The sequence below is a fragment of the Klebsiella sp. w6 genome (assembly GCF_033100215.1).
Taxonomy (GTDB): domain Bacteria; phylum Pseudomonadota; class Gammaproteobacteria; order Enterobacterales; family Enterobacteriaceae; genus Klebsiella; species Klebsiella variicola.
Map to the genome: position 1 here is coordinate 3730063 of NZ_CP136907.1, position 19042 is coordinate 3749104.

The 19042-nt window shown below is 58.7% G+C and carries 12 protein-coding genes; 3 read left to right on the plus strand and 9 right to left on the minus strand.

What is annotated here, in order from left to right:
* Positions 1-4: 4 nt before the first annotated feature.
* The 9 genes from R0140_RS18450 to lrp form a co-directional block, all read right to left on the minus strand.
* The gene (locus tag R0140_RS18450; protein WP_008805851.1) at positions 5-1153 is read right to left on the minus strand and encodes an MFS transporter; all 1149 of its coding nucleotides are present in this window, start codon (positions 1151-1153) and stop codon (positions 5-7) included.
* Positions 1154-1428: 275 nt separating this feature from the next.
* Positions 1429-2292 (minus strand): dimethyl sulfoxide reductase anchor subunit family protein, encoded by an 864-nt coding sequence (locus R0140_RS18455; protein WP_012968620.1) that lies wholly within the window; start codon positions 2290-2292, stop codon positions 1429-1431.
* Position 2293: 1 nt separating this feature from the next.
* Positions 2294-2911: a DMSO/selenate family reductase complex B subunit gene (locus tag R0140_RS18460; protein ID WP_004201375.1), complete on the minus strand. Its 618-nt coding sequence runs from the start codon at positions 2909-2911 to the stop codon at positions 2294-2296.
* Between the two features lie 10 nt (positions 2912-2921).
* A complete protein-coding gene (gene dmsA / locus R0140_RS18465) occupies positions 2922-5360 on the minus strand; it encodes a dimethylsulfoxide reductase subunit A (protein ID WP_032739436.1) in 2439 nt (812 codons plus the stop codon).
* 200 nt (positions 5361-5560) lie between these two features.
* On the minus strand, positions 5561-6853 hold the full coding sequence (serS, locus tag R0140_RS18470) for a serine--tRNA ligase (RefSeq protein ID WP_032739434.1): 1293 nt from the start codon (positions 6851-6853) through the stop codon (positions 5561-5563).
* Positions 6854-6944: 91 nt separating this feature from the next.
* Positions 6945-8288: a replication-associated recombination protein RarA gene (gene rarA / locus R0140_RS18475; protein WP_012542326.1), complete on the minus strand. Its 1344-nt coding sequence runs from the start codon at positions 8286-8288 to the stop codon at positions 6945-6947.
* Positions 8289-8296: 8 nt separating this feature from the next.
* A complete protein-coding gene (gene lolA, locus R0140_RS18480) occupies positions 8297-8908 on the minus strand; it encodes an outer membrane lipoprotein periplasmic chaperone LolA (protein ID WP_004201368.1) in 612 nt (203 codons plus the stop codon).
* Positions 8909-9030: 122 nt separating this feature from the next.
* Positions 9031-13269, minus strand: a complete 4239-nt coding sequence (ftsK, locus tag R0140_RS18485; protein ID WP_046878717.1) for a DNA translocase FtsK — start codon at positions 13267-13269, stop codon at positions 9031-9033.
* A gap of 135 nt (positions 13270-13404) precedes the next feature.
* Positions 13405-13899: a leucine-responsive transcriptional regulator Lrp gene (gene lrp / locus R0140_RS18490; protein WP_000228469.1), complete on the minus strand. Its 495-nt coding sequence runs from the start codon at positions 13897-13899 to the stop codon at positions 13405-13407.
* A gap of 532 nt (positions 13900-14431) precedes the next feature.
* Here lrp and trxB point away from each other — a divergent pair.
* The 3 genes from trxB to cydC all read left to right on the plus strand — a co-directional run bounded on the left by trxB (position 14432) and on the right by cydC (position 19003).
* On the plus strand, positions 14432-15400 hold the full coding sequence (trxB, locus tag R0140_RS18495; protein WP_032739426.1) for a thioredoxin-disulfide reductase: 969 nt from the start codon (positions 14432-14434) through the stop codon (positions 15398-15400).
* Between the two features lie 114 nt (positions 15401-15514).
* Positions 15515-17281, plus strand: a complete 1767-nt coding sequence (gene cydD, locus R0140_RS18500) for a heme ABC transporter permease/ATP-binding protein CydD (RefSeq protein ID WP_032739424.1) — start codon at positions 15515-15517, stop codon at positions 17279-17281.
* Complete coding sequence (gene cydC, locus R0140_RS18505; protein WP_032739423.1) at positions 17282-19003, plus strand: heme ABC transporter ATP-binding protein/permease CydC; 1722 nt, start codon at positions 17282-17284, stop codon at positions 19001-19003.
* The last annotated feature ends 39 nt before the right edge of the window (positions 19004-19042 follow it).

Consider the following 19042-nt stretch of genomic DNA (forward strand, 5'->3'; position numbering starts at 1 on the left):
GGTATCAGGCGTGTGCCACCGGCGTCGGGTGATGTCCGGCTTTGCGCAGCAGCGTCAGCAGGTAGATAAACGATACGCTGGCGATCATGATAAACAGCAGGTTATCAGAAAAGTTCTGCATCAGCATTGCCGTCAGGGTCGGTCCCAGCAGGCTGCCAATGGTATAACTCATCAGCAGCGCCTGATTCATCGCCACCAGTTGGTGATGTTCGACTTTTTCGCAGGCCCAGGCCATCGCCACCGGATACAGCGTGAAACCGGATGCCCCAAGCACAAACAGCGCCGGGGCCATTGCCGCCTGACTCAGCATCGCCATACAGCCCAGAATGACCACAAAGACCTGCACCCGCAGCACCAGCAGACGGCCATAGCGGTCAGCCAGGCGCCCTACCGGCCACTGGCCGAGGATCCCCGCACTCACCATCACCGCCATCCAGAAGCCAATGCCGGCGTCGCTCACACCCTGATGGTTCAGCCACAGCGGCATCAGGCCATACAGCGAACCGAGGACAATCCCCGAGATAATACAGCCATTGACCCCGTGGCGCGCCTGGCGCAGCTTCAGCATCGGCCAGATACGTACCGTTTCGTGCGGCTCTTCAGCCTGTCCCATAATACGGGTGAACAGCAGCGGCAGGATCGCCGCCAGCGCCAGGCCAGTCACCCACGGCAGGACGCTCATTAAATCGGTAGGTAACTTACTGACCATCAGCTGGCCCAGTACGGTACCGACATAATAGACCATCATGTACGCCGCCAGCAGACGGCCGCGGCTGCGGGAAGTCCCGCTGCAGACCAGCGCGCTTTCCACCACCACCCAAATCATCGCGCAGCCTACGCCGGCGATAAACCGCCAGCTCAGCCACGTCCAGAAGCCAACGGTGATCCCCAGCCCTACGCAGCCGACGGCGAAAATTAACGACGCGAGATAATAGCTGCGGTTAAACCCAAGGCGCTTAATCACCCAACCAGCCAGCAACGTACCGGCCAGGTTGCCGGTAAAATAGGATGACCCCACCATGCCGACCTGCCAGGTTGGCATATTTTCATGGGCGAGCCAGAGCGGGACGAGCGTATTCAGCACCGCTATCGCCAGGGTCAATAAAAGCAGGCCACAGAGCAGCATTTGCACTGGCCGGGTGTAGATGGTCATGGGTAAAAAACCGTGAGGAATGTTCAGATCGCGAGCGCATCATGCCACCGCTAAAAACATTGTCAATCCACCTGAAATCAGGCGTGATGCGGTTTTGAAGGCTACGATAGAAGTTTTTTATCCACAGAATGGGTAAAGGTGAGGCAACAGATAATACACTGTTGTTTTTCTTAATTTATTAATAAATGTCGACGTTGATTTCAGTTGAAAAATTTCATCTATCGACAGCACGTTTTCATCATGCCGGCGTATGACCGCCGGCATGATGACGCCGATTAACTGGCGATAGCCATCCCCACGGTCATATGCAGACCATAGAATACGCCGCGGCCAATCATCTCTCCCGCCAGCACCAGAACAAACGCCAGGCTAAGCAGCGAGACCGCCGGCTTGCGGCCGCGGATCTGCGGCACGCACCAGCAGGCCAGGGCCAGCGCCAGCAGCACCATACGCCAGGCCATAAGCAACCCGTAATCCGGCACCAGAGCGGAGGCCTGCTGGATTGAACTGTGAATAGTAGCGAGTTCACTCCCCTGCATCAGGACCACGACAATACTCGCCAGCAGCGCCAACAAAGTGACCACCGGCAGCAAGCGCAGCGCCCAGCCGTCAACGCCTGCCACGCGCAGCAGCAGGTAGCCCAGCAGCGGACCGCCGATAAACAGCGTCAGGAAGAAGCTCAGCGGCGTCCAGACGGTGTACCAGGTCGGCACCGTGTCGATGGTGTTGTATACCCGCACCATCATCCAGACGAAGATCACGCCCAGCACCATGGTGACTATCAGCCACAGGCTACGCAGGCCGGCAGGCAGTTTTTTACACACGGCCAGTAGCCAGCCAATCCCGCCGACGGCGAAGAAGATCGCCCCGCTGGCTATCTCATTACTCAGCGACGAGGCTCCCACGCGATTCAGCGAGTTAAAGGCCCGTAGCGGCGAACCGAGGTGCATTGTCGAGGCGATAAACCCGATCCCCATCAATACCCACAGGCCAAACATACTCCCAACCACGCGCTGCTCCTGCTCGCGAGAAAGATTGCCCGTCATCAGCGCCAGGGCCATGACGATAAACCCGCCCGCGACGCACTGGCCGAAGACAGTAAAGATCATCAGCGGCCATTCATGCCATCCGTTTCCCATCTCACACCTCCTTCGGATTCGCCAGGTAACCGGTGGTATCGCCACACGGCCGGGCATTGGCGTTAGGTTTAATAACGATACTCGGCCTGGTAAAGTGCGCCGACGGCAGCGGGGCTACCGCGGCCAGCTGGCCATGCTTAGCGCGCAGCTCGGCAATCGGCCCGAAATCAAGCGCCCGCAGCGGGCAGGACTCGACGCAGATCGGCTTTTTCCCCTCGGCGACGCGCTCATGGCAACCGTCGCACTTGGTCATGTGGCCCTTGTCGGCGTTGTACTGCGGGGCGCCGTACGGGCAGGCCATATGGCAGTAACGGCAGCCAATGCACACCTCTTCGTTGACCACGACAAAACCATCTTCACGCTTGTGCATTGCCCCGCTCGGACAGACCTTGGTGCAGGCCGGATCTTCGCAGTGGTTACAGGCGATGGAGAGGTAATAAGCAAAAACGTTCTGATTCCAGACACCGTTATCCTCCTGCCAGTCGCCACCGGCATACTCATAGATGCGGCGGAAGCTGACCTCCGGGGTCAGGTTCTTGTAATCCTTACAGGCCAGTTCGCAGGTCTTGCAACCGGTGCAACGGGCGGAATCAATAAAAAATCCATACTGAGTTGTCATCGGTTACTCCTTACAGCTTCTCAACCTGGACGAGGTTGGTATGCGACGGGTTCCCCTTCGCCAGCGGCGACGGACGCTGGGTGGTCAGCACGTTAATGCTGCCCGCCTGATCCACCCGTGAAGCGTCCGGGTTATACCAGGCCCCTTCCCCCAGCGCGACAACGCCCGGCATCATGCGCGGCGTCACCTTCGCTTCAATATGCACTTCTCCGCGGTCGTTGAAGATGCGAATGCGATCGCCGTTGGCAATGCCGCGTTGCTTCGCGTCGATCGGGTTAATCCACATCTCCTGCCGACAGGCGGCCTTCAGTACATCGACGTTGCCGTAAGTTGAGTGAACGCGCGATTTATAGTGGAAGCCGGTCAGCTGTAGCGGGTATTTCGCCGTCAATGGATCGTTGTAGTTTTCGAAGCCCGGGGTGTAGATCGGCAGTGGATCGATAACATCCCCTTCCGGGAGTTCCCAGGTAGCCGCGATTTTCGCCAGCGCCTGCGAGTAGATTTCGATCTTGCCCGACGGCGTGGTCAGCGGATTGGCCTGCGGATCCTCGCGGAAGGCTTTGTAGGCCACATGGTGTCCTTGCGGATCGCGCTGCTTATAAATGCCCTGCTGGCGGAAGGTGTCGAAATCTGGCAGATCGGGAATCGCTTTCTGCGACTGCTCATACAGATGGCGCATCCAGCCTTCCTGGGTACGGCCTTCGGTAAACTGCTGCTCCACACCGAGGCGTTTTGCCAGCTCGGTGGTCATCTCATAGATAGTTTTGCATTCGAAACGCGGCTTGATGGCCTGATCGGCAAAGATGACGTAGGACATGTTGCCGCAGGAGGCATCCAGCGCGAAATCCATCTGCTCGGAGGCGGTGCAGTCCGGCAGCAGAATATCGGCGTATTTCGCGGACGAGGTCATATGGCAATCGATGACTACGATCATCTCGCACTTCTTGTCGTCCTGCAGGATCTCGTGGGTACGGTTGATCTCTGAGTGCTGGTTAATCAGGCAATTGCCCGCATAGTTCCAGATCATTTTGATCGGCACGTCGAGCTTATCTTTGCCACGAACGCCGTCGCGCAGCGCGGTCATTTCCGGACCACGCTCGATAGCGTCGGTCCACATAAACATCGAGATACTGGTCTGAACCGGATTCTCCAGCGTCGGCATGCGCTCAAAGGGCAGGCTGTAAGAGCCCTCGCGCGCGCCGCTGTTGCCGCCGTTGATCCCGACGTTACCCGTCAGGATAGCGAGCATCGAGATAGCCCGGGTGGCGATTTCGCCGTTGGCGTGACGCTGCGGCCCCCAACCCTGGCTGATATAGGCCGGTTTGGCGGTGGCAATTTCGCGCGCCAGTTTAACAATGCGTTCGCGCGGAATACCGGTAACCGTCGAGGCCCACTCCGGCGTTTTGGCGATACCGTCCGTGCCCTGGCCAAGAATGTAAGCTTTGTAGTGACCATTGGCTGGCGCATCGGCGGGCAGCGTTTTCTCGTCGTATCCCACGCAGTATTTATCGAGGAACGGCTGATCGACCAGATTCTCGGTGATCATCACCCACGCCAGACCCGATACCAGCGCCGCATCGGTGCCGGGGCGAATCGGGATCCATTCATCTTCGCGTCCGGCGCCGGTGTCGGTATAACGTGGATCGATAATGATCATCCGGGCATTGGATTTCTGCCGCGCCTGCTCAAGGTAGTACGTCACCCCGCCGCCGCTCATCCGCGTTTCGCCGGGGTTATTGCCGAACAGCACCACCAGCTGGCTGTTTTCAATATCCGATGGACTATTGCCGTCGGCCCAGCCGCCGTAGGTATAATTGAGGCCCTCGGCAATCTGCGCCGAAGAGTAATCGCCATAGTGGTTCAGATAACCGCCGCAGCAGTTCATCAGACGGGCAATCAGCGTTTTTCCTGGCGGCCAGGAACGAGTCAGCGTGCCGCCGAGCGTACCGGTGCCGTAGTTCAGATAGATGGATTCGTTGCCGTATTCTTTAATCAGCCGCTGCATATTGCTGGCGATAGTATCGAACGCCTCTTCCCAGCTGATTTGCTCGAATTTCCCTTCCCCGCGTTTGCCAACGCGCTTCATCGGGTACTTCAGGCGATCCGGGTTATAGACGCGGCGGCGCATCGAACGCCCGCGCAGGCAGGCGCGGACCTGGTGCAAACCGTCATAGTTATCGTCACCGGTATTATCGGTTTCGACGTATTTAATCGCGCCGTCCACCACGTGCATGCGCAGCGGGCAGCGGCTGCCGCAGTTGACGGTACAGGCACTCCAGACCACCTTCTCGTTGGCGGGTGCCGGCGTATCGGCGGCATGCGCCAGTCGGGTAAAGGGTAATGTTAGTGCGTTGCTGGCCAGCGCCAGGCCGCCTATTGCCGTGGTTTTCATCAGACCACGGCGGCTTACCTCAGCAGCCAGTAAAGCATCGGGGGCTTTAATTTTCATGGATACTCGCTTTGGTTGCTCACAATAAACTGAAAAGCGCTATATAGTCATATATATATTGCTTTGAAATATTATTGGTTTTTTATGCTGATTTAATCCAAAGGGAGTATCACTGCATTCGTAGAATGGATTATTGCCCGGTATCAATAAGGGCGTAAAAAAAGCGCCCGCAGGCGCTTTTAAAAGAGAGGAAGAAAAAATTACCCGATATATTCGAGGCCACGCATATACGGGCGCAGAATTTCCGGGATCTCAATACGGCCATCGGCCTGCTGATAGTTTTCCATCAGCGCCACCAGGGTACGACCTACCGCCAGACCAGAACCATTCAGAGTATGAACGAGGCGAGTCTTCTTGTCGGACTTGCTGCGGCAGCGGGCCTGCATACGACGCGCCTGGAAATCCCAGACGTTAGAGCAGGAAGAGATTTCACGGTAGGTGTTCTGCGCCGGAACCCACACTTCCAGGTCGTAGGTTTTGCAGGCGCTGAAGCCCATATCGCCGGTGCACAGCGCGACCTTACGGTACGGCAGAGCCAGCAGCTGCAGCACTTTCTCGGCGTGACCGGTCATCTCTTCCAGCGCGGCCATGGAGTCTTCCGGACGCACGATCTGCACCATTTCAACTTTGTCGAACTGGTGCATGCGGATCAGACCGCGGGTGTCGCGACCATAGGAACCGGCTTCAGAGCGGAAGCACGGCGTATGGGCGGTCATTTTGATCGGCAGGTCGTCTTCGTCGATGATTTCATCGCGTACCAGGTTGGTCAGCGGCACTTCCGCCGTCGGGATCAGCGCGTAGTTGCTGCTGTCGGCTTCTTCTTCCAGCGGACGAGTATGGAACAGGTCGCCAGCGAATTTCGGCAACTGGCCGGTGCCATACAGCGTGTCCTGGTTCACCAGGTACGGGACATAGTTTTCGCTATAGCCATGCTGTTCGGTGTGCAGATCCAGCATGAACTGCGCCAGGGCGCGGTGCAGACGGGCCAGCTGGCCTTTCATCACCACAAAACGCGAACCAGTCAGCTTAACGGCGGCGGCAAAATCCAGCCCCCCGTGCATTTCCCCCAGCGTCACGTGATCGCGCACTTCAAAATCGAACTGGCGCGGCGTGCCCCAGCGGCTGACTTCAACGTTGTCGTTTTCGTCACGGCCAACCGGCACATCATCATGAGGAATATTCGGGATCGCCAGCGCGATATCGCGAATTTCCGCCAGCAGCGTTTCCAGCTCGGACTTTGCAGCATCCAACTGTTCGCCGAGTTTGTTCACTTCCAGGCGTAATGGCTCGATGTCTTCCCCGCGCGCTTTCGCCTGGCCAATGGATTTCGATCGGGAGTTACGCTCCGCCTGCAGGTTTTCCGTTTGCACCTGCAGAACTTTACGACGCTCTTCAAGCGCGCGAAGTTTATCTACATCCAGCTTAAAGCCCCGGCGTGCCAGTTTTTCTGCGACTGCGTCTGGCTCGGTACGCAGCAGATTGGGATCGAGCATGCTTATCCTGTGCTTATCGAATTAAATAAAGAAAAGTGGCCGCAGACTACGACCACGGAAATAGAGTAATAACCTTACCGCAACGCCTCAATTAGCGGTAGCGTTTTATCGGGCTATTTTGATCCTGTTCAGCGAGCCAGGCGAGCTTTTCGCCAATTTTGCCCTCAAGCCCCCGGTTTGTCGGGTGATAATAGCGCGTTTGCGCCATTTCCTGCGGGAAGTACTGCTCGCCGGCGGCGTAGGCGTTGGGTTCGTCATGAGCGTAACGATACTCCTGTCCGTAACCCATCTCTTTCATCAGCTTCGTCGGCGCATTGCGCAGATGCACCGGAACGTCGTAGTCAGGACGATCCCGCGCGTCGGACAGCGCCGCTTTAAAGGCGGTGTAGACGGCGTTACTTTTCGGCGCGCAGGCCAGATAGACAATGGCCTGGGCAATCGCCCGTTCGCCTTCCGCCGGCCCGACGCGGGTAAAGCAATCCCACGCCGAAATGGCGACCTGCATCGCCCGTGGGTCGGCGTTGCCGACATCTTCCGAGGCTATCGCCAGACAGCGGCGGGCAACGTACAGCGGATCGCCGCCGGCGGTGATGATCCGCGCATACCAGTAAAGTGCCGCATCCGGCGCGCTACCGCGCACCGACTTATGCAGAGCAGAAATCAAATCGTAGAACCGGTCGCCTTTGTTATCAAAGCGCGCGCTGCGCTCGCCAGCGATCTCGGTCAGCAGTTCCGCCTTCAGCACCCGCTTGCCCGAGTCATCGCTCTCGGCCATATCAGCCATCATTTCCAGGGTATTCAGCGCCCGCCTCGCGTCGCCGTTCACCAGTTCGGCGATGGCCTTGCGGGTCTCTTCCGGCAGAATAATATCCTGCCCCCCGTAGCCGCGGGACTTATCGTTCATCGCCTGGTCAAGCACCCGCTCGATATCGTCGGTGGTCAGCGATTTCAGTAAGTAGACGCGGGCGCGGGAGAGCAGCGCTGAATTAAGCTCAAAGGAGGGGTTTTCGGTGGTCGCGCCAATAAAAGTGATGGTGCCGTCTTCAATATGGGGCAGAAAGGCATCCTGCTGGCTTTTATTAAAGCGATGCACTTCGTCAACAAACAGGATGGTCCGCCGGCCGGCGTTGCGATTTTGCCTCGCGCGCTCAATAGCCTCGCGAATCTCTTTCACCCCTGAGGTCACCGCCGAGATCCGTTCGACATCGGCGCTGGCGTAGCGGGCAATCACTTCCGCGAGGGTGGTCTTGCCGGTGCCCGGCGGCCCCCAGAGGATCATTGAATGCAGATGCCCGGCTTCAATCGCCCGCGGCAGGGGTTTACCCGGCGCCAGCAGATGCTGCTGGCCAATATACTGCGCTAAATTTTCTGGCCGCATGCGAGCGGCCAGAGGTTGAAACGCGTTGTCGGAAAAATCGAGCGACAGATTGCTCACTTTCGCCTCTACTTACGTTGATCGTCCACCGTCACCCCTTTCGGCGGCGTAAAGGTGAACTTAGATGCGTCGACGGCGCCGTTCTGCTGCGACTTCAGCTGATAGCTGCTGCGCTGGTCATCCTGCTCGACGGCGCTGAACTGATGGATGGTGCCGTCCCGACCGACGTTGATCGTGAACTGCTTCAGGTTACCGCTGCCGCTTTTCGGCGTCAGCACAAAATCATCGCCGTTTTGTTTGATATTGTACTGCTGCCAGTCACTGGACTGGTTGCGGGCAATCAGCATAAACGGCGTGTTGCTGGTAGCATCTTTCAGCCAGGTCGCCGTAGCCTGCTCAACGAACGGGTTGTAGAACCACAGCGTTTTGCCATCCGAGACAAGAACGCTTTCATCTGGCTGGGTCATATGCCAGTTAAACAGGTTCGGACGTTTTACCCACAGGTCGCCCTGTCCGTCCTGGACGGCGTTACCGCTGCCGTCGGTGACTTTCTGCGTGAAGCTGGCATGGAAGCTGCTCACTTTATCAAGACGGCTTTTTAAGTCACTGGCCGCATCTGCCCAGACCTGGCTGACGACCATACCAGACAGTAATGCACAGGTGATTGCGAGTTTTTTCATTGTTATTCCTTAATGTGCGTCACTCCCGACGCGGGAGCCTCTTCTGTCCCTAATGTAGGACCGCCGACGGCGGCTGAACAGAAGAATTGGCTGATTTTGCGCTTATTTACCCAACTTTGCACTCATTCAAAGGGCGGCGGCGCCAGCACTTCGCGGTTACCGTTATGGCCCTGTTCGCTGACGATCCCCTGCGCTTCCATCTGTTCGATAATGCGTGCTGCACGGTTATAGCCAATGCGGAACTGACGCTGGACCCCGGAAATCGACGCTTTGCGCTTCTCAGTCACAAAACTGACCGCTTGATCGAACAGCGGGTCCAGCTCTTCACCACCGTCGAAACCACCGCCGCCGCCTTCGCTTTCGCTGTCGGAGGTAATGCCATCGACGTACTGCGGACGGCCGCGGGCTTTCCAGTCCTGAACCACAGCGTGGACTTCCTGGTCGCGTACAAATGCCCCGTGGACGCGCACCGGCGTGGTAGAGTTCGGTCCGGAGTAAAGCATATCCCCCATACCCAGCAGCGATTCCGCGCCGCCCTGATCGAGAATGGTACGCGAGTCAATTTTACTCGACACGGTAAAGGCGATGCGCGTCGGAATGTTGGCCTTAATCAGGCCGGTAATAACATCTACCGACGGACGCTGCGTCGCCAGCACCAGGTGGATCCCCGCCGCACGCGCTTTTTGCGCCAGACGGGCAATCAGCTCTTCCACCTTCTTGCCGACGGTCATCATCAGGTCGGCGAACTCGTCCACCAGCACCACGATATACGGCAGTTTTTCCAGCACCGGATGTACGGCATCCATGCTGTCGCCCGGCTTCCAGTACGGATCCGGAATCGGACGCCCCATGCGCGCGGCCTCGGCGATCTTCTCGTTATAGCCCGCCAGGTTACGCACGCCCAGCGCTGACATCAGCTTGTAGCGGCGCTCCATCTCGTTGACGCTCCAGCGCAGCGCATTGGCGGCGTCTTTCATGTCGGTGACCACTTCCGTCAGCAGATGCGGAATACCTTCGTAGACCGACAGCTCGAGCATTTTCGGGTCGATCATGATGAAACGCACATCTTCCGGCTGCGCTTTGTAGAGCATGCTGAGGATCATGGCGTTCACACCGACTGACTTACCGGAACCGGTAGTACCGGCAACCAGCAGGTGCGGCATTTTCGCCAGGTCAGCTACCACCGGGTCGCCAGCGATATCTTTACCCAGCACCACGGTCAGCGGCGATGGGTTATCGCGGAACTTGGCGTTGTCGAGCACTTCACGCAGATAGACGGTCTGACGCTTTTTATTCGGCAGCTCAAGACCGACATACGGTTTACCCGGGATCACTTCCACCACGCGCACGGCAACCGTCGACAGCGAACGCGCCAGATCGCGTGACAGGTTAGAGATTCGAGCCGCTTTGACGCCAGGCGCCAGATTCAGTTCGAAGCGGGTGATCACCGGCCCCGGCGAGTAGTTCACCACATCCGCTTTAATGCGGAAATCGGCCAGACGTGCTTCCACCAGTCGCGCCATCTGCTCGAGAGCAAAGGTATCCACCGGCTCGACTTCACTGGGTGGTGGGGTTAACAGATCCAGCGACGGCAACGGCGTGGTCGGTCTTTGCAGCGGACGGCTATCGCCATTGCGCATCAGCAGCGGGTGGATCAGGCTCTCCTGCGGCGCGGGCGCGGCAGGCTGATGCCCCTGCGGGACAACCGGCTGTTGCTGCTGCACGGGCTGCGGTGCAGTCTGGTAAGGCTGCGGCGGCACTGGCTGAGGGTGTACCGGCTGGTGCTGCGCAGGTTGATAACCCTGTTGCGGAGCGGCGGCCGGTTGTTGATAGTGCGGGGCCGGTTGTTGCGGCTGGACTTCCGGCGTCGGCGTAAACAGCGGCTCGCTCGGACCCTCATTGACCAGCGTTTTCATCGGCGAGAATTCATAATCCGCCGGCGAGAACGGATTAGCGCCCGGCGGCTGCTCAGCGGCGTAGCGCTGCTGCTGGGTGGCGGCAAACTGGCGCGCCAGCTCCGCTTCCGCCGCGGTGTCGGCGTCATCGTCATCAGTCGCGTTATCGTCTTCCCAGCGATGGCCATAGCGCTGCTGCTGGGTGGCGGCGAACTGGCGAGCCAGTTCATCCTGCTCCATAGCATCCGCTTCCTCATCCGAGAGCAGCTCATCGTCATAATGGGGGTCGCGCTCCGCCTGCCGCGCACGCTGTTCCGCCTCCCGTTGCGACGGTAGCTTGATGCCGTAAGAGGCCAGCTCCCGACGCGTCGGGACACGAACGCGGTTTGGTCGCGGTAGTTTTGGACCAATACCTTCTTTCACCTGGACCCGCGGTCCGCTGGATGCCGGGCTGAACAATGGCGCAGCCGCAGCGGATGCGGCCGTCGCCGAGGTTGCCGCCGCCGCGCCGCCGCTGGCGGCCGTTGCCTGATGCACCCCTGCCGCGACCGCAGAGACCACGGTTGTCTCCACTGGCGGTTTGGACGAGGAGGCTGGCGGCGTCAGCGGTTTAGTGGCAATCGGACTTTCCGGCTCCGGAATTGGCTGATACCAGGAGGCCAGCAGCTCGCGTTCACGTGCCCGCTTCTCTTCGACTTCTTCGAAGTAATAGAGCGGTGGACGTTTCACCTCTTCCGGCGCAACCTCTGGTTCTGGCTCCGGTGACGGCACTGGCGCGCTTTGCGGCTGATACGCCTGCGGCGCAGGCTGAGCGGCATGCGGATCGTAAGTCGGCTGCTGATACGGCGCCGGCTCTGGCTGATACGCTTGCGGCGCAGGCTGAGCGGCATACGGATCGTAAGTCGGCTGCTGATACGGCGCCGGCTCTGGCTGATACCCTTGCGGCGCAGGCTGAGCGGCATACGGATCGTAAGTCGGCTGCTGATACGGCGCCGGCTCTGGCTGATACCCTTGCGGCACAGGCTGAGCGGCATACGGATCGTAAGTCGGCTGCTGATACGGCGCCGGCTCTGGCTGATACGCCTGCGGCGCCGGCTGACCGGCATGCGGAGCATAAGCCGGCTGCTGATACGGCGCCGACTCTGGCTGGTACGCCTGCGGCGCAGGCTGAGCGGCATACGGATCGTAAGTCGGCTGCTGATACGGCGCCGGCTCTGGCTGATACGCCTGCGGCGCAGGCTGAGCAGCATGCGAAGCATAAGCCGGCTGCTGATACGGCGCCGGCTGACCAGCATGCGGATCGTAAACCGGCTGCTGATACGGCGCCGGCTCTGGCTGGTACGCCTGCGGCGGGTAACCCGCTTCCGGCTGATAAGCAGGCGCAGCGCCCTGATGGCCAGCCGCGGATTCAGCCCACGCCTGTGGCGCGGCAGTGGCCGCCGCCGCTGCGCCCACGGGCTCAGCGATACTATGACCATTCAGCAACGGATCGTAAGGGTCGAAATCTCCAGGGCGCGCGGCGCTGGCGCCGGAGAACAGCACATCATCCTCTGTGGGACGTGCCGCGCTGGCGCCGGAAAACAGGACATCGTCGGCGGCGACAGGCGCACCGCTGGCGCTGTATTGCACCGCCTCTTCACCGTCATCCATCCGTTTGCCGGAGAAAAGCGCCGCGTCGGTTTTACGCCCCATGGGGTTGGTAAACTTCTCGGCCAGACGCTTACGTCGCGCCAGCGCGCTGCGTAAAATACGGGCACGACGCGACTCCTGAGGGGTTGCCGCCTCTTCGTCGTCGTACTCTTCATCGTCGTCTTCGTATTCGCCTTCATCGACCCAGGTATCATCGCGACGGGTACGGTTGCTGGCAAAGGTGAGTACCGACAGGATCCCGCCGCCCAGTTTTTCCGCAATGCTGACCCACGACCAACCGGTGAACAGCGTCAGGCCAGCCGCCCAGATGCATAACAGGGCGATGGTGCCGCCGCTGCTGTGCAGCAGCGGTTGCAGCGTGGTGCTCAGCAGGCTGCCGATCACTCCGCCCGAGGCAAAGTACCAGATATCATCGGCGTTAATGGCTGCCAGACCGCAGGAGGTCAGGATCAGGGCTAACGCGCCAATGAGACGCAGGGAAACGGCGAAATAATCAATGTATTCGTCGTTTTCCTGATGCCGCCAGGCAAACCAGCATCCGCCAATAATGATGACCGGGATGGTGTAGGCCATGACGCCAAAAATGAAAAAGAGGGTATCGGCAAGCCACGCACCGGGGGCGCCGCCTAAATTATGAATAGGCTCATGCCACGCCGTCTGCGACCAGCTTGGATCCGAGGGGTTAAAGCTCAGTAGTGCCGCCATCAGCCAGATGGCGAAGAGGGAGCAAAGGATGAGCATCGCCTCAAGGAGTCGGCGCCCGCTGCTGAGTTTGGTTAGTTTGACTTCTTTGTCTTCGGTGTATTCCTGGCTCAAGAAAGGCTCTCCAGGTATCAGGCTGTTTCCTGCCTGCTGCTAAAACGGACAACAGCGCCGGGTCTCCCCGGCACTGTTGCTGTATGGATTAACAGGAGTGTAATCAAACTACGTCGATTTTGCACCTGTTCCGTGTTAGCGCGTCTTAATAACCAGACGATTACTTTGCTTGACTTCTTCCATCACCACGTAGGTACGGGTGTCGTTTACGCCCGGCAGGCGCAGCAAGGTCTCGCCCAGTAATTTACGATACGCTGACATATCCGGTACGCGGGTTTTCAACAGGTAGTCGAAATCACCGGAAACCAGATGACACTCTTGAATTTCTTCAAGTTTTTGCACTGCGGCGTTAAATTGCTCAAACACATCCGGTGCGCCACGATTCAGAGTAATCTCAACAAATACCAGAAGTGATGCATCCAGATAATGCGGGTTGAGCAGCGCCGTATAGCCCTGAATAAAACCCTGTCTTTCAAGACGACGCACGCGCTCAAGGCAAGGCGTCGGAGAAAGTCCCACCCGTTTAGAAAGCTCGACGTTAGAAATTCGCCCATCTTTTTGCAATTCATTCAGGATGTTACGATCAATGCGGTCGAGATCTTTGCCAGGGCGCTTCTTGCTATCTACCATTATTATTGTCTCTCTGTATTCCTTCCCTACTCCTGTTCCGGCTCTGTGCCTTCACTGCCAGAGCCCATCCTGTTATTACCCGTACGACAATGGGTAACCCAGGGGTACGTGAGAAGCCCGTTGCCTGACGGCAGTCACCGACATCACGCATGGCGTCTGTCCACACCATGCGTAGATTTCGTTAACCCGGATAAAAATGGCATTTGCGTGCATGAAAATTCGCCGCACGCTAAATACTGCTTTTCTTCTTCCATGAATGTTTTCGCAAAAGCACAGGGGATTGTCAAAGCAAAACATCGATTTTTAGTACAAGATGCCAGATATTCATCATCCCCCCTGGTTGATTCTCATTTTTTCGTCTTATAATTGTCCCGCTGACAGTAGAAATAGTTATATTCTTTGCCGGTAAAATCGCCAATTCATCGGTCGCTTCTATTGCACACATCGTTAACAAAATCGCTGCGCTCTTTTTTTACGACAACAAATTCCCTACAATCTCTGCCCAATGTATGCCAATTATTATGGGGATCTCATGGGCACAGCCAAACACAGTAAACTGCTTATCCTTGGTTCTGGACCTGCGGGATACACCGCGGCGGTCTATGCCGCACGCGCCAACCTGCAGCCGGTGCTGATCACCGGGATGGAAAAAGGCGGTCAGCTGACCACCACGACGGAAGTGGAAAACTGGCCGGGCGATCCTAACGATCTCACCGGCCCGCTGCTGATGGAGCGCATGCACGAACATGCCACGAAATTTGAAACGGAAATTATTTTCGACCACATCAGCCGCGTCGATCTGCAAAACCGTCCGTTCCGTCTGACAGGCGATAGCGGTGAGTACACCTGTGATGCGCTGATCATTGCCACCGGCGCATCGGCGCGCTACCTCGGTCTGCCATCGGAAGAGGCGTTTAAAGGCCGTGGCGTTTCAGCTTGCGCCACCTGTGACGGATTCTTCTATCGCAATCAGAAAGTGGCGGTGATCGGCGGCGGTAACACCGCGGTTGAAGAGGCTCTGTATCTGTCCAATATTGCCTCTGAGGTGCATCTGATCCACCGTCGCGACGCCTTCCGCGCGGAAAAAATCCTCATCAAACGTCTGATGGATAAAGTGGCGAGCGGCAACATCGTGCTGCATACCGACCGCACCCTCGAAGAGGTGACCGGCGACCAGATGGGCGTCAGCGGCCTGCGCCTGCGCGATACCAAAAACAGCGACAACGTCGAGTCTCTGGAAGTGGCAGGCTTGTTCGTTGCCATTGGCCACAGCCCGAACACCGCCATCTTTGAAGGTCAGCTGGAACTGGAAAACGGCTATATCAAAGTGCAGTCCGGGATCCACGGCAACGCCACGCAAACCAGTATCCCGGGCGTATTTGCCGCTGGCGATGTCATGGACCATATCTATCGTCAGGCGATCACCTCCGCTGGCACCGGCTGCATGGCGGCGCTGGACGCCGAGCGTTACCTGGACGGTTTGGCCGACGCTTGCAAATAATCTTTACAAGTCAGTAACAAAGGTAAAGAAGGCGACGAAAAGTCGCCTTTATTTTTGCCGCGATGTAACATTGCCGTGCCCAATATTCCCATAACGATACCTGCAAAGCGCGCAATGAATAAAACCCGTCAACAAGAGTTAACCCGCTGGTTAAAACAGCAAAGTATTATCTCCCGTCGCTGGTTGATGATTTCCCGCCTGCTTGGCGTGGCAAGCGGTCTGCTGATCGTCGCGCAGGCCTGGTTCCTGGCGCGGATCCTGCACCGGATGGTGATGGAAAATATTCCGGCAACCGCCCTGCTGCTGCCGCTGACGCTGCTGGTACTGGTCTTTGTGCTGCGCGCCTGGGTGGTCTGGCTGCGTGAGCGGGTCGGTTTTCAGGCCGGACAGCATATCCGCTATGAAATTCGCCGTCAGGTTCTCGACCGCCTCCAGCAGGCGGGCCCCGCCTGGATCCAGGGCAAACCGGCCGGCAGTTGGGCAACGCTTATCCTTGAGCAGATCGATGATATGCACGATTATTATGCGCGCTACCTGCCCCAGATGACGCTGGCGACCTGCGTGCCGCTGCTGATCGTTATCACTATTTTCCCGATTAACTGGGCCGCCGCATTGATCCTCCTCGGCACCGCCCCGCTGATCCCGCTTTTCATGGCGCTGGTCGGGATGGGCGCCGCCGATGCCAACCGGCGTAACTTCCAGGCGCTGGCCCGCCTGAGCGGCCATTTCCTTGACCGCCTGCGCGGCATGGAAACCCTGCGTATTTTTCACCGCGGTCAGGCAGAAATCGATAATATTCGCGACGCCTCGCAGGATTTTCGCCAACGCACCATGGAAGTCCTGCGTCTGGCCTTCCTCTCCTCCGGGGTGCTGGAGTTTTTCACCTCCCTCTCCATTGCGCTGGTGGCGGTCTATTTTGGCTTCTCTTACCTTGGTGAGCTGAACTTCGGCCACTATGGCGCGGGCGTCACGCTGATGGCAGGCTTCCTGACGCTGATCCTCGCGCCGGAATTTTTCCAGCCGTTACGTGACCTGGGCACTTTCTACCATGCCAAAGCCCAGGCCGTGGGCGCCGCAGACAGCCTGAAAACGTTTATGGAAACCCCATTGACCCAGCTGAAGCGCGGCGAAAAAACCTTAAATGATAACGATCTGATTGGCGTGGAAGCGCGCGATCTGGTGATCACCTCTCCGGAAGGTAAAGTCCTGGCCGGGCCGCTTAACTTTTCACTGCCTGCTGGCGCACGCGTTGTGCTGGTCGGTCAGAGCGGCTCCGGGAAAAGTTCACTGCTGAACACACTGCTTGGCTTCTTGCCCTACGAGGGCTCGCTGAAGGTGAACGGCGCGGAGCTGCGCGAACTGGACGCCGATCGCTGGCGCCGCCTGTTAAGCTGGGTGGGACAGAATCCTCAACTACCTGCCGCCACGCTGCGGGAAAATGTGCTGCTGGCATGGCCCGAAGCCAGCGATGCCCAGCTTCGACTGGCGCTGGACAAGGCCTGGGTCAGTGAGTTTATCGCCCTGTTGCCGGACGGGATCCATACCGCCGTGGGCGATCAGGCGGGTCGTCTGTCGGTAGGTCAGGCGCAGCGTATCGCGGTTGCTCGCGCGCTGTTGGTGCCCTGCCGCCTGCTGTTGCTGGATGAACCCGCCGCCAGCCTCGACGCCCATAGCGAACAGCGGGTGATGCAGGCCCTGACCCATGCCTCCACCGAGCAAACCACGCTGCTGGTCACCCACCAGCTCGAGGGACTGGCTGACTGGGATGCCGTCTGGGTCATGCAGGACGGACAGATTATCGAACAAGGCGACTACGCCACGCTGGCCCGTGCCGGTGGGGTCTTCTCGGCGCTGCTGGCCCATCGTCAGGAGGAGATTTAAATGCGCGCACTTTTACCCTATCTGGCGCTCTATAAACGCCATAAATGGATGCTGCTGCTCGGCGTCGTGCTGGCCATCGTGACTCTGCTGGCCAGCATCGGCCTGCTGACGCTCTCCGGCTGGTTCCTCTCCGCCTCAGCGGTGGTGGGTGTCGCCGGGATCTACAGTTTTAACTATATGCTGCCTGCCGCGGGCGTCCGCGGCGCGGCGATTATCCGTACCGCCGGGCGCTACTTCGAGCGTCTGGTCAGTCATGACGCGACCTTCCGCGTGCTGCAGCACCTGCGCGTCTTCACCTTCAGCAAACTACTCCCCCTCTCTCCCGCGGGGCTGGCGCGCTTTCGCCAGGGTGAACTGCTCAACCGGGTGGTGGCCGATGTCGATACCCTGGATCATCTCTACCTGCGGGTGATTTCACCGCTGGTCGGCGCGCTGGTGGTGATTGTAGTGGTCACCTGCGGATTAAGCCTGCTCGACGTTACCCTTGCGCTGACGCTCGGCGGCATCATGCTGGTCACCCTGCTGGTTATGCCGCCGCTGTTCTATCGCGCAGGTAAACCAGCCGGCGAAAGTATGACGCAGTTGCGCGGCCAGTATCGCCAACAGCTCACTGCCTGGCTGCAGGGCCAGGCAGAGCTGATGGTGTTTAACGCCAGCGACCGCTACCGCGCGCAAATGGAAAAGACCGAGCTCAGCTGGCAGGACGCACAGCGCCGTCAGGCCGAGCTGACCGCGCTTTCGCAGGCAGTAATGCTATTAATCGGCGGCATCGCCGTGGTGGCCATGCTCTGGCTGGCGTCCGCCGGCATCGGGGGTAACAGCCAGCCAGGGGCGCTGATCGCGCTGTTTGTTTTCTGCGCCCTGGCGGCCTTCGAAGCCCTGGCGCCAGTCACTGGCGCTTTCCAGCATTTAGGTCAGGTGATCGCCTCCGCACGGCGGATCTCGCAGATCACCGACCAGCAGCCGGAGGTCACTTTCGTCGAGGGTGAAGCCAGCGTGCCTGCGCAGGTGGCCTTAACCTTCAGGCAGGTTACCTTCCGCTACCCGCACCAACCCTCCCCCGCCCTGGAGAATATCTCCCTGCAGATTGCCGCCGGAGAGCACATCGCCATTCTTGGCCGGACCGGCTGCGGAAAGTCGACGCTGTTGCAACTCCTCACCCGGGCCTGGGATCCAACGCAGGGAGAGATTTTGCTCAACGACCAGCCGCTGTCCCAGCTCAGCGAAGCCACCCTGCGTCAGGCGATGAGCGTGGTGCCGCAGCGCGTGCACCTGTTCAGCGCTACGCTGCGCGACAACCTGCTGCTGGCGGCGCCAGACGCTGACGATACCGCGCTCTGCGCGACCCTCGAGAAAGTGGGGCTGGAAAAACTGCTGGAAGATGGCGGACTGAACAGCTGGCTGGGGGAAGGCGGGCGCCAGCTATCCGGCGGCGAACTGCGCCGGCTGGCGATTGCCCGCGCACTGCTCCACGATGCGCCGCTGATGCTGCTCGATGAGCCGACAGAAGGCCTGGATGCGGCCACCGAAAGCCAGATCCTGCATCTTCTGGCGGAAGTGATGCGCGAGAAAACCGTGCTGATGGTGACTCACCGCCTGCGGGGCCTGGCGCGTTTTAATCAGATAATAGTCATGGACAACGGCCAGATAATTGAGCAAGGTAGTCACGCGGATCTGCTCGCTAAACAGGGCCGGTACTTCCAGTTTAAACAGCGTCTGTAGGCTATTATCTAATTTTTGCTGATGCGTATTGAGGTTAAA

Bases quoted from the DNA above. Each gene is read 5' to 3' on its own strand.
- dmsA (WP_032739436.1), bottom strand. From the start codon at position 5,360: ATGAAAATTAAAGCCCCCGATGCTTTACTGGCTGCTGAGGTAAGCCGC.
- lrp (WP_000228469.1), bottom strand. From the start codon at position 13,899: ATGGTAGATAGCAAGAAGCGCCCTGGCAAAGATCTCGACCGCATTGAT.
- R0140_RS18455 (WP_012968620.1), bottom strand. From the start codon at position 2,292: ATGGGAAACGGATGGCATGAATGGCCGCTGATGATCTTTACTGTCTTC.
- R0140_RS18460 (WP_004201375.1), bottom strand. From the start codon at position 2,911: ATGACAACTCAGTATGGATTTTTTATTGATTCCGCCCGTTGCACCGGT.
- serS (WP_032739434.1), bottom strand. From the start codon at position 6,853: ATGCTCGATCCCAATCTGCTGCGTACCGAGCCAGACGCAGTCGCAGAA.
- R0140_RS18450 (WP_008805851.1), bottom strand. From the start codon at position 1,153: ATGACCATCTACACCCGGCCAGTGCAAATGCTGCTCTGTGGCCTGCTT.
- cydC (WP_032739423.1), top strand. From the start codon at position 17,282: ATGCGCGCACTTTTACCCTATCTGGCGCTCTATAAACGCCATAAATGG.
- lolA (WP_004201368.1), bottom strand. From the start codon at position 8,908: ATGAAAAAACTCGCAATCACCTGTGCATTACTGTCTGGTATGGTCGTC.
- cydD (WP_032739424.1), top strand. From the start codon at position 15,515: ATGAATAAAACCCGTCAACAAGAGTTAACCCGCTGGTTAAAACAGCAA.
- trxB (WP_032739426.1), top strand. From the start codon at position 14,432: ATGGGCACAGCCAAACACAGTAAACTGCTTATCCTTGGTTCTGGACCT.